The sequence below is a fragment of the Stutzerimonas sp. NM35 genome (assembly GCF_054604355.1).
In genome coordinates this window covers 2,897,857-2,911,016 of record NZ_CM137728.1, presented here as the reverse complement: position 1 = coordinate 2,911,016, position 13,160 = coordinate 2,897,857, and the positions used below count along the sequence as shown (strand labels likewise).

The 13,160-nt window shown below is 62.7% G+C and carries 13 protein-coding genes and 3 CRISPR repeat arrays; of the genes, 9 read left to right on the top strand and 4 right to left on the bottom strand.

The window, feature by feature from the left end:
- From cas7e to amn, 5 genes are all read left to right on the top strand, one after another.
- A complete protein-coding gene (gene cas7e, locus ACYCFC_RS13600; RefSeq protein WP_459651920.1) occupies positions 1–1,029 on the top strand; it encodes a type I-E CRISPR-associated protein Cas7/Cse4/CasC in 1,029 nt (342 codons plus the stop codon).
- Positions 1,030–1,037: 8 nt separating this feature from the next.
- Complete coding sequence (cas5e, locus tag ACYCFC_RS13595; protein ID WP_459651919.1) at positions 1,038–1,748, top strand: type I-E CRISPR-associated protein Cas5/CasD; 711 nt, start codon at positions 1,038–1,040, stop codon at positions 1,746–1,748.
- 5 nt (positions 1,749–1,753) lie between these two features.
- Positions 1,754–2,629: a type I-E CRISPR-associated endonuclease Cas1e gene (gene cas1e, locus ACYCFC_RS13590; RefSeq protein ID WP_459651918.1), complete on the top strand. Its 876-nt coding sequence runs from the start codon at positions 1,754–1,756 to the stop codon at positions 2,627–2,629.
- Positions 2,607–2,897, top strand: coding sequence for a type I-E CRISPR-associated endoribonuclease Cas2e (cas2e, locus tag ACYCFC_RS13585; RefSeq protein WP_459651917.1), 291 nt, complete (start codon positions 2,607–2,609; stop codon positions 2,895–2,897). Before cas1e ends, cas2e begins: the two co-directional genes overlap by 23 nt.
- Before the next feature lie 44 nt (positions 2,898–2,941).
- A CRISPR array of direct repeats spans positions 2,942–3,274; the repeat unit is 28 nt; unit sequence GTCTTCCCCACGCCCGTGGGGGTGTTTC.
- An 87-nt stretch (positions 3,275–3,361) separates the two neighbouring features.
- Positions 3,362–4,184: direct repeats of the CRISPR family, unit length 28 nt; unit sequence GTCTTCCCCACGCCCGTGGGGGTGTTTC.
- A gap of 74 nt (positions 4,185–4,258) precedes the next feature.
- A CRISPR array of direct repeats spans positions 4,259–4,653; the repeat unit is 28 nt; unit sequence GTCTTCCCCACGCCCGTGGGGGTGTTTC.
- Positions 4,654–4,998: 345 nt separating this feature from the next.
- Positions 4,999–6,441, top strand: a complete 1,443-nt coding sequence (gene amn / locus ACYCFC_RS13580; protein WP_181083060.1) for an AMP nucleosidase — start codon at positions 4,999–5,001, stop codon at positions 6,439–6,441.
- A gap of 58 nt (positions 6,442–6,499) precedes the next feature.
- On the opposite strand, the gene ACYCFC_RS13575 is transcribed toward amn, so the two are convergent.
- A complete protein-coding gene (locus ACYCFC_RS13575; protein WP_181082939.1) occupies positions 6,500–6,997 on the bottom strand; it encodes a GNAT family N-acetyltransferase in 498 nt (165 codons plus the stop codon).
- 108 nt (positions 6,998–7,105) lie between these two features.
- Positions 7,106–7,843 (bottom strand): class I SAM-dependent methyltransferase, encoded by a 738-nt coding sequence (locus tag ACYCFC_RS13570; protein ID WP_181082940.1) that lies wholly within the window; start codon positions 7,841–7,843, stop codon positions 7,106–7,108.
- A 166-nt stretch (positions 7,844–8,009) separates the two neighbouring features.
- Here ACYCFC_RS13570 and ACYCFC_RS13565 point away from each other — a divergent pair, with 166 nt between their 5' ends.
- From ACYCFC_RS13565 to ACYCFC_RS13555, 3 genes are all read left to right on the top strand, one after another.
- A complete protein-coding gene (locus ACYCFC_RS13565) occupies positions 8,010–8,876 on the top strand; it encodes a DMT family transporter (RefSeq protein WP_459651916.1) in 867 nt (288 codons plus the stop codon).
- Between the two features lie 103 nt (positions 8,877–8,979).
- A complete protein-coding gene (locus ACYCFC_RS13560; RefSeq protein WP_459651915.1) occupies positions 8,980–9,843 on the top strand; it encodes an isocitrate lyase/PEP mutase family protein in 864 nt (287 codons plus the stop codon).
- 214 nt (positions 9,844–10,057) lie between these two features.
- Positions 10,058–10,681, top strand: a complete 624-nt coding sequence (locus ACYCFC_RS13555) for a pseudouridine synthase (RefSeq protein ID WP_459651914.1) — start codon at positions 10,058–10,060, stop codon at positions 10,679–10,681.
- A gap of 21 nt (positions 10,682–10,702) precedes the next feature.
- Here ACYCFC_RS13555 and ACYCFC_RS13550 read toward each other — a convergent pair whose 3' ends face one another.
- The gene (locus ACYCFC_RS13550; protein WP_181082943.1) at positions 10,703–10,921 is read right to left on the bottom strand and encodes a DUF2788 domain-containing protein; all 219 of its coding nucleotides are present in this window, start codon (positions 10,919–10,921) and stop codon (positions 10,703–10,705) included.
- Between the two features lie 173 nt (positions 10,922–11,094).
- A complete protein-coding gene (locus tag ACYCFC_RS13545; protein WP_181082944.1) occupies positions 11,095–11,574 on the bottom strand; it encodes an Lrp/AsnC family transcriptional regulator in 480 nt (159 codons plus the stop codon).
- 407 nt (positions 11,575–11,981) lie between these two features.
- On the opposite strand from ACYCFC_RS13545, the gene ACYCFC_RS13540 reads away from it, so the two are divergent.
- The gene (locus tag ACYCFC_RS13540) at positions 11,982–13,160 is read left to right on the top strand and encodes an efflux RND transporter periplasmic adaptor subunit (RefSeq protein WP_459651913.1); all 1,179 of its coding nucleotides are present in this window, start codon (positions 11,982–11,984) and stop codon (positions 13,158–13,160) included.

Below are 13,160 nucleotides of genomic sequence, written 5' to 3'. Positions count from 1 at the left end.
ATGATCAATGCCTATAGCAACACCCGTATCGAATTCCACATCCTGCAATCCTTCCCGGTCACTTGCCTGAACCGTGACGACGTGGGCGCGCCGAAAACCGCCGTGGTCGGCGGTGTGACCCGGGCGAGGGTCAGCTCCCAGTGCTGGAAGCGACAGGTGCGGCTGGCCATGCCGACATTCGGCATCAAGCTGGCGACGCGCAGCAAGCAGGTGGAAGGCCTATTCGTGCGTGCCTGCCAGGCGGCGGGGGCCGATGAGGTCGCCGCCCTGGCCTGCGGTAAGAAAATGGCCGATCTGCTGATCGATGACACCCTGTTGTTTATCAGTGACAGCGAGGCCACTGCTTTTGCCGAGCATGCCCGTGGCCTGGAGTTCGACGAGAGCAAACTGAAGGACAAGGAGTTGGCGAAGGTGGCCAAGAAGGCCATCAACCCGGCACTGGATGCCCTGGATATCGCCTTGTTCGGTCGCATGGTGGCCAAGGCTGCGGATATGAATGTCGAAGCGGCTTCCTCATTTGCCCATGCCATCTCGACCCATAAGGTTAGTAACGAGGTGGAGTTCTTTACGGCCCTGGACGATCTGCAGGATGAACCGGGGTCCGCGCATATGGGTAGCCTGGAGTTCAATTCCGCCACCTATTACCGCTATGTCAGCCTGGACCTGGGGCAACTGGCCCAGAGCCTGGCTGAGGACAATCTGAAAAAAGCCATCGCCGCCTTTACCCAGGCGTTGTTCGTGGCCGTGCCCAATGCTCGCCAGACCACCCAGTCCGGTGCCAGTCCCTGGGAGTTCGCCAGGGTGCTGGTGCGTAAGGGCCAGCGTTTGCAGGTGCCGTTCGAGAGCCCGGTCAAGGCGCGGGGGGATGGCTTCCTGCAACCCAGCATCGACACGCTCAAGAGCTATCTGGACAAGAAGGAGAAACTCGCTGGTTCCCTGTTCGGCAAGGTCGCCGGTTACGACTGGGGCGAGGATGAAAGCTTCAGTATCGACGAGCTGATTGCCGCGCTGCAAAGCCATGTGCAGTGAGGTGGGTGATGAGCGATCCCTATCTGCTGCTATGGCTGGAAGCGCCGCTACAAGCCTGGGGGCATGACTCCAGATTCGGTCGCCGCGACAGCCTCGACTTTCCCACCAAGTCCGGCGTACTTGGCCTGCTGTGTAGCGCTCGTGGTGCTGGCGGTGAGGAGCGTGAGTGGCTGGCGGCCTGGGCTGAGCTGGATATGCAGGTGGTGGCCTATGTGCCGACGGATCGGCAGGGCCAACCCTTGCCGCGTCAGCCGTTGCTGCGTGATTTCCAGATGGTTGGTAGCGGCTATGACGATCAGGACCCTTGGCAGAGCCTGTTGATTCCCAAGACCAGCGAGGGCAAGAAGGCGGTGGGCGGCGGTACCAAAATGACCTATCGCTACTACCTGCAGGACATGGCCTATGCCGTGGCCCTGCAGGCTCCGGCGGCGCTGGTTGATGAGGCGGTAAATGCCTTGCGCAGCCCGGTCTGGGATCTCTATCTGGGACGCAAGAACTGCGTGCCGAGCGAGTTTATCTGCCAGGGCTGCTTCGCCGATGCCGAGCAGGCATTGCAGGCTGCTCAGGCACTGGCCAATGACAAGCGGCGGTCGTTTTCCTTGCGGGTTTTGCAGGGTGAGCACCCCGGCGAAGTGCTGACCCTCAACGATGTGCCATTGCAGTTTGGCGAGCACAAGAAGTACCGGGATCGCCGGGTTACCGTGCAGAAAATGGAGTAGCGCCGATGGCAGCCGGGCAGCGTTTATTCGTCAAGGTCACCCGCGATTCCCTGCCACAGGTCAAGGACAAGTATCCGTTTCTTTATCTGGAGCGGGGGCGTCTGGAAATCGACGACAGCAGTGTCAAGTGGATCGATTCGACCAACAATGTGGTGCCCTTGCCGGTGGCGACGCTCAATGCTCTGCTGCTGGGGCCGGGCACCACCGTTACCCATGATGCGATCAAAACGGCGGTAGCGGCCAACTGCGCGGTTTGCTGGGTGGGCGAGGATTCCCTGCTGTTCTACGCGGCCGGTTTCTTGCCCACGGCCGATACGCGCAATCTGAAACAACAGATCGAGTTGTCGGCTGATCCGCAGAAGTCTCTTGAGGTGGCGCGGCGTATGTACGCGCGGCGTTTTCCAGATGCCGAGCTGGCCGGCAAGGCGCTCAAGGAAATGATGGGCATGGAGGGGCACCGGGTGCGCAGCCTCTACCAGCAGAAGGCCGAGCAGTACCAGGTCGGCTGGAAGGGGCGCAGCTTCACGCCCGGCAAGTTCGAGACCAGCGATATCACCAATCAGGTGCTGACCGCCGCCAATGCTGCCCTTTACGGCATCCTTTGTTCGGCGGTGCACAGTCTAGGTTATTCGCCGCATATCGGCTTTATCCACTCTGGCAGCCCTTTGCCGTTCATCTATGACCTGGCGGATCTGTACAAGGAAGAATTGTGCATCGACCTGGCCTTTTCCCTGACCCGGGATATGGCCGGTCGCTATGACAAACACAAGGTTTCCGCTGCCTTTCGCCAGCGCGTGATCGACATGGATCTGCTGGCCAAACTGGCTGAGGACATACCAGGGATTCTGGGGAGCGGTCGTGCTAATCGTTATCGCAAATGACTTGCCGCCTGCGGTGCGTGGGCGAATGAAACTATGGTTTGTCGAACCCAGGCCCAATGTCTTCGTTTCCGGCGTCAAGGACTCCGTTGCCGCGACTGTTGTTGACTACCTGTACAAGCATTGCCCCGCCGAGTCCGGCCTGCTACTGATCCGCTCCATCCCCCGCCCGCCAGGCTTTGAAATGCAATGCATCGGCCCACCTCGTAAGTCAATGACTAGTATTTCCGGACTGCAATTGATAGTGGAAACCCTGAAATCCGGTGATTAAGCATATCTAGTGTGGACGAAAGGGCTCTTTAACAATATGTTGGGGTCTTCCCCACGCCCGTGGGGGTGTTTCTTGCTCTACTCCCCGATCCTCCCTTGTCGACTGGTCTTCCCCACGCCCGTGGGGGTGTTTCCGGCGCGCGCTGGGTGCTGGTTGGCCCTACCGGGTCTTCCCCACGCCCGTGGGGGTGTTTCTAATGGCCGTACCACAGATCGCCCCGTTCTCGCGTCTTCCCCACGCCCGTGGGGGTGTTTCCTCATCCTTTGCCGCTACCTCGCTCACCGGCAGGTCTTCCCCACGCCCGTGGGGGTGTTTCTCCATCTACGCGACGATGCAAGACTTCGAGCGGGTCTTCCCCACGCCCGTGGGGGTGTTTCTGCGCGCACACATTATCGAAAACGGCATCGTCAGTCTTCCCCACGGGGGTGTTTCCCTTCGTTTCGAGCCACGCCATCACGCAGCGCCGTCTTCCCCACGCCCGTGGGGGTGTTTCTGCCAAACTCCGGCCTGAAAGAGGACGGAATCGGTCTTCCCCACGCCCGTGGGGGTGTTTCCCCCTCTGACGACTTCTTCCCCGGTGCGCCTGGGTCTTCCCCACGCCCGTGGGGGTGTTTCCACCGGCAGCCATTGGCGGGATGCTCCATTACCGTCTTCCCCACGCCCGTGGGGGTGTTTCCAGCTGGAAAGGCGTGAAGGTCATCGACTTTCGGTCTTCCCCACGCCCGTGGGGGTGTTTCCGCCTTCGGCTGCTTTCTTGGCGCGCTGGCTGGGTCTTCCCCACGCCCGTGGGGGTGTTTCTACCCAAAGGCGTCAGCCGGGTCTTCCGTGCCGGTCTTCCCCACGCCCGTGGGGGTGTTTCCAGTGCAACCGTACAGGCGGACATGCTCGCATCGTCTTCCCCACGCCCGTGGGGGTGTTTCTCCCGGCCAGTACAACAATGCCATGATCGCAGCCGTCTTCCCCACGCCCGTGGGGGTGTTTCCAAGGCGATGTGCCGATGGAGATGCTGCGGCAAGTCTTCCCCACGCCCGTGGGGGTGTTTCTTCGCGTAAGTGCCGCATCTCCTCGCTCTTGTTGTCTTCCCCACGCCCGTGGGGGTGTTTCCACCACCATCGAGGCGCTTAATTTCCGCGTATTGTCTTCCCCACGCCCGTGGGGGTGTTTCCAGCGCGCTGGTGCAAGCGCGGTCGGGCCAGTCGTCTTCCCCACGCCCGTGGGGGTGTTTCCGATCTGCGCGTTGTCGGCGCGCACGCCGGTGAGTCTTCCCCACGCCCGTGGGGGTGTTTCCTCGTGCACCGCGTAAGGCTTGCGGATAGGTGGGGGTGTTTCTTCGGGAGGGGAGTTTGGACGCGCCGGCTGGTGGTCTTCCCCACGCCCGTGGGGGTGTTTCCGGATACCAGCAGCACGGCGTTAAAGGGGCGGCGTCTTCCCCACGCCCGTGGGGGTGTTTCCGAACCAGATGGCCGTCGAGTCGCCCACGCCGAGTCTTCCCCACGCCCGAGGGGGTGTTTCCTGAGAAGCTCGGCGTAGATGCAGACGATGCTGGTCTTCCCCACGCCCGTGGGGGTGTTTCCGTATCACCATCACGACGATAGATCGTGATGAAGTCTTCCCCACGCCCGTGGGGGTGTTTCCAAGACGGCCCCATCCCGCACCCGTTCCGGCTGGTCTTCCCCACACCCGTGGGGGTGTTTCTCTATATGGAATCTCGTCAGAGTCCAGTATTAGGTCGTCCCCACGCCCGTGGGGGTGTTTCCCTGGTGCGACCTGGTGCTGCCGGGCCTGGCGAGTCTTCCCCAGCCCGTGGGGGTGTTTCCGATTACCGCCAGAAGGCGTCCAGCTCAAGGGCGTCTTCCCCATGTCCGTGCCCGTGGGGCTCTTATTGATGACGCAATAAGAGAAAGTGGGATATGAGACCGCACCTTGCTCTGTTGAGTGCCGATTCCGATTACAGCCCTGCTACCAAGCTGCTGCTTAAAAACAACTCGACCGGATACCGAGTGCCGCCGCTACCGCTGTCATCTATGAACAGGCAAGATGGTTGCAAAATAATGCAATCAGGACTGTCCTTGTGAATACCGATTCCCCTTGCTTTATCACCATGCCAACCGCCGAGGCGGCGGTTGATCGGCTGGCCGAGTTGCATCAGCAGGCGTCTGCGGCGCTGCATCAGGCGCTCAAGCGCTATGTGGCCACGCGCAGTGAGCCGAGTGCGGCGGAGCGTGCGTTGTTTCGCTATCCCGAATTACGTCTGACCTATGCCTGCCAGGGCGAGGTGCCGGCCTCGACGCGCGCTTATGCCAAGGTGCAGGCGCCGGGTGTCTACAGCGTGACCGTGACGCATCCGGCGGCGTTTCGCGGTTATCTGCTCGATCAGCTCAAGCCGCTGATTCAGGACTTCAACGTCAAGCTCGAAGTCGGCATGAGCGACCGCAACATTCCTTATCCCTACGTGATCGAGCAGGGCGACGAGCTGTCCGGCAGTGGCGTGACGGCGGCCGAGCTGGCGCGGGTTTTTCCCAGTACCGACCTGTCCGCGGCCTGCGATGACATCGCCGACGGTCTCTATGACTGGGAGCATGCCGACCCTTATCCGCTGGCGCTGTTCCATGCCGCCCGCGTGGACTTTTCCCTGCGCCGACTGGTGCATTACACCGGCAGCGATTGGCGCCATGTACAGCCGTGGATTCTGCTGACCAACTATCACCGCTATGTCGATCAGTTCATCCGCCACGGTCTCGATATGCTGCGCGACGATACCCGCTTCGTGCGCATGGTATTGCCGGGCAACGTGATCATCGAGCGCGGCATGGAGGAGGGCGAGGCGCAGGCGATCATCGCGGGCGTGCTCTGGCACCGTTACCAGATGCCGGCCTATCACCTGCATGCCGCCGATGGTGATGGTGTCACGCTGGTGAATATTGGAGTCGGTCCGTCCAACGCGAAGAACATCACCGACCATCTGGCCGTGCTGCGTCCGCATTGCTGGCTGATGATCGGCCACTGCGGTGGGCTGCGGCAGTCGCAGTCGATTGGCGACTATGTGCTGGCCCATGCCTATATGCGTCGCGATGGCATTCTCGACCGGGTGTTGCCGCCGCATATTCCGCTGCCGGCGCTGGCCGAGGTGCAGCAGGCGCTGCAGGAGGCCGCAGCGCAGATCACCGGCGACAAGGGCGAGACGTTGAAGAAGCGTTTGCGCACCGGCACCGTGCTGACCTACGACGACCGCAACTGGGAGTTGCGCTGGGCGCAAGAGCGACCGCTGATCAATCTCTCGCGGGCCGTCGCGGTGGATATGGAAAGTGGCACCATCGCCGCTCAGGGCTACCGGCTGCGTGTGCCTTACGGCACCTTGCTGTGCGTTTCGGACAAGCCGCTACACAGTGAAATCAAGTTGCCCGGCTCGGCCAATGCCTTCTACGAGCGTGCCGTGACCCAGCACCTGAAGATCGGTATCGCCGCCCTGGATCTGCTGCGCAACCAGCTCAACTCGCTGCATTCGCGCAAGCTGCGTAGCTTCGACGAGCCGCCGTTCCGCTAGGGGCGTAGGGCCGAACGTGTTCGGCTTTTTGTATCTGTAGGGCCGAATGAATTCGGCCCTACAGGCTCTCGCCCGTATCGAGGCTGCGCACCATGTACACGGCGGGAATCCGGTAGCTGGCCAGGTTGCCGGCCTGTGGTGCTGCCAGTTGCTCATGGGCCTTGTAGCCCAGGCGCGCCCAGAAGTTTTGCGAGTCCTGTACCGATACCAGTGCCGAGTAGCGCAGTTTCGTCGTCCCGGCCTGTTGCAGGTTGTGCCGTACCAGTGCCGGACCGATGCCGCGGCCAGCGGCGCGACCAGCTACGGCCAAGTCGTGAAGGTAGAGACAATCGGCTTCGGCATGGGGCTGGAAGTCGCCATCCAGCGGAGTCACCTGGCCCAGTCGGGACGGGTAGGCGAACAGGTAGGCGCAGACCCCTTGGGCATCTTCTGCAACCCAGGCCTGCTGCGGGCAGGCGGCAAGGCGGGTGCGCACCACCGCTTCCTCTTCATGCACCTCGGGTGCGTAGGATTCTTCCTGAATCGACATCACGGCAGGAATATCGCGCGCCTGCATCGCTCTCAACCTGAACATCGGACAACTCTCGAACGGCTCTGGGTCGGCAAGGCGACCCGCGAAGGCCGGCGATCATACGCGATTGGCAGGCTGTCGGGGTGATCGGGCTCAGGCTGATGACGAGCGGAAACGACAGGTCAGGTAACGATTGCTGAAACCGTAGCGCAGCATCGAGGCAAGCCGGCGCAACAGGTACAGCGGATGCCTGCGGTAGTACGCCAGCACCGCGTTGCCAACGCCTTCGGAGCGATGCTGCCTGGCTGCGCGGCGCTGGAACAGCCCCTTGAATTGCCACCACTGGATCTGTTCGAAGCGCTCCTGCGGCAGCAGCCCGTGGGGGCGGAACAGGGCGAAGAAACTGCGCGTGCTGAAATCGTGCAGGTGGTGCGGGTTGCCGTCCAGTGTCGGCGTGATGGGCACCGAGGCGATGATCTGGCCACCGTCGGCAAGCAGCGCGGCGCAGTTCTCGATCAGCTGGCGCGGGCGCGGCAGGTGCTCGATGGTTTCCAGGCTGACGATGCTGTGAAACCTTTCTGCACTGCTGAAGGTTTCGGCATCGGCACAGACATAGCTGAGGTTCGGTCGCTGGTAATGCGCCTTGGCAAAGGCGATGGCGACCGGGTCGATGTCCACACCGATCACCGTCTTGTCCGGATTCAGTTCCGCCAGGCGATCGCTGCCGTAGCCACAGCCGCAGGCCATGTCCAGCACCCGCGTGCCGGTCAGTCGGGCGGCGGCGAAATCGTAGCGCTCCATGTGGATGCGCAGCGTCTCGCGGTCATCTTCATTATCGGCATCCAGCTGGGGCGGGTAGATGCGTTCGATGGTCAACGCAGGCGTGTGCATGGCGGAGGGTTCCTGAGCCGGGGCGGCGACTATAGCAGGCCGTTGAAAATGAGCTGCTGAATCAGCGTTTAAGCGTTGCCCGAGCAGTAGCTCGTCTGGCGACCCTGACGTAGCTGTCATTTACAGGCATAATGCTTAGCATGCTATCTAAGTTCGTGACTTTGCCTTGAACAACTCTCACAAGCCTCTGCTTGGCGTGCTGCTCATTCTGGGGGCGTGCCTGCTGCTGGCGACCCATGACGGATTGTCCAAGTACCTGACGCAGTTCTATCCGGTGCTGCTGATCGTCTGGGCGCGCTACCTGGCGCAAACCGTTCTCATGGCGGGCCTGTTCGCGCCACGCATGGGCCGCCGGGTGTTCCATACGCTGCGCCCCTGGCTGCAACTGGCGCGCGGGCTGAGCCTGGTGGGCATCAGCATCCTGTTTATCAGCGGGCTGAGTTACATCCCGCTGGCCGAAGCGACGGCGGTGATCTTTCTGACGCCGCTGCTGGTAACCATCGCCTCGGCCATGCTGGGCGAGCCTGTCAGCCGCAGCCAGTGGCTGGCGGTCGGCTGCGGATTGCTGGGCGTGCTGATCATCGTGCGCCCCGGTGGCGCGCTGTTCACCCCGGCGATCCTGCTGCCCTTTGGCGCTGCCGTGTGTTTCACCCTGTACCAGTTGCTGACGCGGCGGCTCAGCGGCACGGATCATCCGGTGACCAGCAACTTTCTCAGCAGCCTGGTGGGGACCCTGGTGATGAGCGCACTGGTGATGCTGGACTGGCGCACCCCGACCCTCCAGGATGCGGCGATGATGGCTGCGCTGGGCGCCATGGCCATGAGCGGCCACCTGCTGCTGACCCATGCATTCCGCTTTGCCAGCGCGGCGATGCTGGCGCCCTTCACCTATGCGCAGATCATTTTTGCCGGGGTGGTGGGCGTGATCCTGTTCGGCCATGCGCCTGACCTCGGCGCGACGCTGGGTATGGCCGTCATCATCGCCAGCGGTCTTGGCATGGCCTGGGTTCAGGGCCGGCAGTCGCGTCCATGAACTGAAACGGAGCGGATGTATCGTCAGGCCACCGCGCAGCTTCCAATCCTTTATCGAACAAGGGCGATTCGACCCTTGCGTGCGCTTATTCAGGTAGAAAAACATGCAACGAATTTCTCATCACACCTTGCGCAGCGATTTCCGTAGGCTTCTGGCTTCGGACAGCTGTTATCACACCGCCTCGGTATTCGATCCGATGTCGGCGCGTATCGCCGCCGATCTTGAATTCGAAGTGGGTATTCTCGGTGGTTCGATCGCCTCGCTGCAGGTGCTGGCCGCGCCTGACTTCGCGCTGATCACCCTCAGCGAGTTCGTCGAGCAGGCCACCCGTATCGGGCGCGTCACGCGCCTGCCGATCATCGCCGATGCCGACCATGGCTACGGCAATGCGCTCAACGTGATGCGCACGGTGATCGAGCTGGAGCGCGCCGGCATTGCCGCGCTGACCATCGAAGATACCCTTTTGCCGGCCAAGTTCGGGCGCAAGTCCACCGATCTGATCGGCATGTTCGAGGCCGTCGGCAAGATCCGCGCGGCGCTGGAGGCGCGGGTCGATCCCGAGATGTGCATCATCGCTCGCACCAACGCTGGTGTGATCGGGCTCGAAGAGGTGATCGCGCGGGCTCAGGCCTACGAACAGGCCGGCGCCGATGCGATCTGCCTGGTCGGCATCGAGGATTTCGAGCAGCTCGAACAGGTCGCGGCCAAGCTCAGCGTGCCGCTGATGCTGGTCACCTACGGCAACCCGAACCTGCGCGACAACGCCCGCCTGGCCGCGTTGGGCGTACGTATCGTGGTCAACGGTCATGCGGCCTACTTCGCCGCGATCAAGGCCACCTACGACTGCCTGCGCGAGCAGCGCCAGATCGACGCCTCGGACCTCAACGCCTCGCAACTGTCGGTCAAATACTCGACCGCCGAGGAATACATGGTCTGGGCCGAGGACTATATGCAGGTCAAGGAATAAGCGACCCGTCGGGTTACGCCTTCGAAACCCGGATTACGCCTTCGGCTAATCCAGGCTACAGTCCTCGGCAGCTGTGTAGGTCGGATTAGCCGAAGGCGTAATCCGACGATCCGAAGCGTAACCCAACGATCCGAAGCGTAATCCGACGCCCGGCAGGCTTGCGACCCCCGGCGGCAGCTTCTAGCATGGCCGGCCTTCACTGGAACCACTCGTCATGGCCCGTCCACCCCGTTTTCGCCCATCCCGTCCAGGCGCGCGGCCACAGCGCCGGCAGGCCAGCGCTGCGCCTGCCGAACCGCGTCTGTTGCTGCTGAACAAGCCCTTCGACGTGCTGACCCAGTTCAACGACGCCGATGGCCGCACGACCCTGAAAGCCTTTGTGCCGGTGCCGGGCGTCTATCCGGCGGGACGGCTGGACCGCGACAGCGAAGGCCTGTTGCTGCTGACCAACGACGGCCAGCTGCAGGCGCGCATTGCCGATCCGAAGCACAAACTGGCCAAGACCTACTGGGTGCAGGTGGAAGGCGAGGCGCGCGAGGAACAGTTGCAGCGTCTGCGCGAGGGCGTCGAACTCAACGACGGAATCACTCTGCCCGCCGAAGCCAGATTGCTGGCCGAGCCCGAGCTGTGGCCGCGCAACCCGCCGGTGCGCTTTCGCAAGAGTGTGCCCACCAGTTGGCTGGAACTGGTGATTCGCGAGGGGCGCAATCGCCAGGTCAGGCGCATGACCGCCGCGGTCGGGCTGCCGACGCTACGGCTGGTGCGGGTGCGTATCGGCGACTGGACGCTGGAGGGGCTGCAGCCGGGGGAGTGGCGGGAAGTGCCGGCGAATCCATGAGGCGTCGGCCCCATGCTGGAGTCAGTGCGGAATGCCCTGCGTCACTTCGATGACATAGCCAATGATCGGCTTGGCCAGGAAGGCGAACAGGCACAGACCCAGCCCCAGGAAGAGGATGGCCGTACCGAGACGACCGGCTTTCGACTTTTTCGCCAGGTCCCAGATGATGAAGGCCATGAAGGCCATCAGTCCGCCGACCAGGATGATCATCATCCATTTTTCAAAAACAGCTGGATCCATTGAATTCTCCGCATGGCTAAATCAGAAATTCAGACGACAACAGCTATGGCAGCGGCGGGAAACATAGTGAGGCGAGCGAGTCGCTCTTGTTGAAGGGCGCGCGCGGGGCATAGCAAGGCGGCAGCGAGTATACGCCAGTATCGCCGCCACGATTCGCGCAGCGGCAATGGGTCTCAGCTGCGCAGATGCCCCAGCGGCAGTTCGGTGCTGGAGGAGACCTGGCGCAGCACGAAGCTGGAGCGCACGCTGGAAACGCCCTCGATACGCGTGAGGGTGCCGAGCAGGAAGGCCTGGTAGTGATCCATGTCCGGCACCACCACCTTGAGCTGGTAATCGGCGTCCATTCCGGTGACCAGGCTGCATTCGAGCACCTCGGGGCACTTGCCGATCACCTCTTCGAAATGCTCGAAACGCTCGGGTGTATGCCGGTCCATGCCGATCAGCACATAGGCGGTCAGGGTCAGGCCGAGTTGCTTGCGGTCAAGCAGGGCTACTTGGCGCGCGATATAGCCGTCGTCCTCGAGCTGCTTGACCCGCCGCGAGCAGGGTGAAGGCGACAAGCCGATGCGCTCGGCCAGTTCCTGGTTGGAAATGCGTGCGTCGTGCTGCAGTTCGGCCAGAATGCGCAGGTCATAGCGGTCAAGTTTGCTCATGTTTGAGGTCTGTTGCTCGTGAGTTGCTGATAATTTTGTGTTTCATTGTTTTTGTTGCGCAACTCTGCGGTATTTGGGCAATGTTAGCAAACATTTTTCAGCTGGCATGCGTAAGCTTTACCTCAACTTCCGCTCCCGGCAGCAAGAGATGAGACCAACCCGTCTCTACCTCATCGCTGACCTTACCCAGCTCAGCGATCCGGGGCCGCAGCGCTCACAAGGTGTCTGTTCGAAGAAGCCGCTACCCGCAGCCAGCCAGACGAGAAAAGGCCATGTTCACGCATGGCCTTTTTCGTTTTTACGGGGCCTGAAAGGCGCGGTGCGCGCAGCCGTGCAATCCCGCTGGCCGCTGTGTAGGCTAGCCGCTGATCGGTGCCTGTCGTGCCGGATTCAGGAGTGGTTGTCTCGTGCCGATTGCCTTCAGAACGCTGCTGCGGCTGTTGCTTGCCCTGTTTCTGCTGGCGTTGCTGCTCTGGCTCTGGCGACCCTGGCAGGGGCCGTTGCTGACTGGCTACCAGCTCGAAGAGCGCCCGCTGGTGCAACGCGTAGTGGCCAGTGGCGAGGTCTCCAGCAAATCCCTGGCACGCATCGGCAGTGAACTCACCGGGGTGGTCAAGACGCGCCATGTGCGCGAGGGCGAGCGCGTCGCCGCAACCGATCTGCTGATCGAGCTGTACGATGACGAACAGCAGGCCCGGCTGCGCGAAGCCGAGGCCGCGCTGCGTCAGTTGCTCGACTCCAGCCGGCCACAGGCCGAGGCGCAACTGCGCGATGCGCAGAGCCGGCTGCAACAGGCCAGCCGCGAGCGCGAACGACGCGAATCCCTCCAGGCGCGCGGGCTGCTCTCCGCCGAGGCGCTGGAGCAGGCGCGCCAGACGGAAACCAGCGCCCGCGTCAGCCGTGACCGTGCGCGCCTGCAACGTGATGCGCTGGCCGAGAGCGGTAGCGAGGAGCAGCAATTGCGTCAGCGCCTGATCCAGGCGCAGGTCGCTCTGGCGCGTACACGCATTCATGCCGCGCATGCCGGCACCGTGCAGACCCGTAACGTCGAGCCCGGCGATCTGGTACGCCCCGGCGATGTGCTGTTGGAAATCGCCCGCGATGACAGCCGCGAGATCCTCCTGCCGCTGGATGAAAAGAACCTTGGCGCGGTCGGCCTCGGCCAGCCGGCCTGGGTGATTCCAGACGCCTGGCCCGAGCGCGTGCTCAAGGCGCGGGTCAGCTACCTGGCGCCGGCGGTCAACCCGGCCCAGGGGACCCTGGATGTGCATCTGGAGCTGCTCGACGAGGCGGATTTCCTCCGTCAGGGCATGAGCGTCTCGGTAAACATCGAGACCGCGCGACTGGAGCGCGCGCTGGTTATCGGCAACGATGCCCTGCTGGCCCGTGATGGCGGCCAGGCCCAGGTGCTGCGCCTGGTCGCCGACGATACGGTGGAACGGGTCCCGGTGCGCCTGGGTCTGCGCAGCGATGGCCTGAGCCAAGTGCGCGAGGGCCTGGCGGCGGGCGAGCGGGTGCTGAATGTCGCCGCCGAACCCGGCCAGAGGGTGCGCTTCAAGGTGCTGCCATTGCCGGGCGCGGAATAG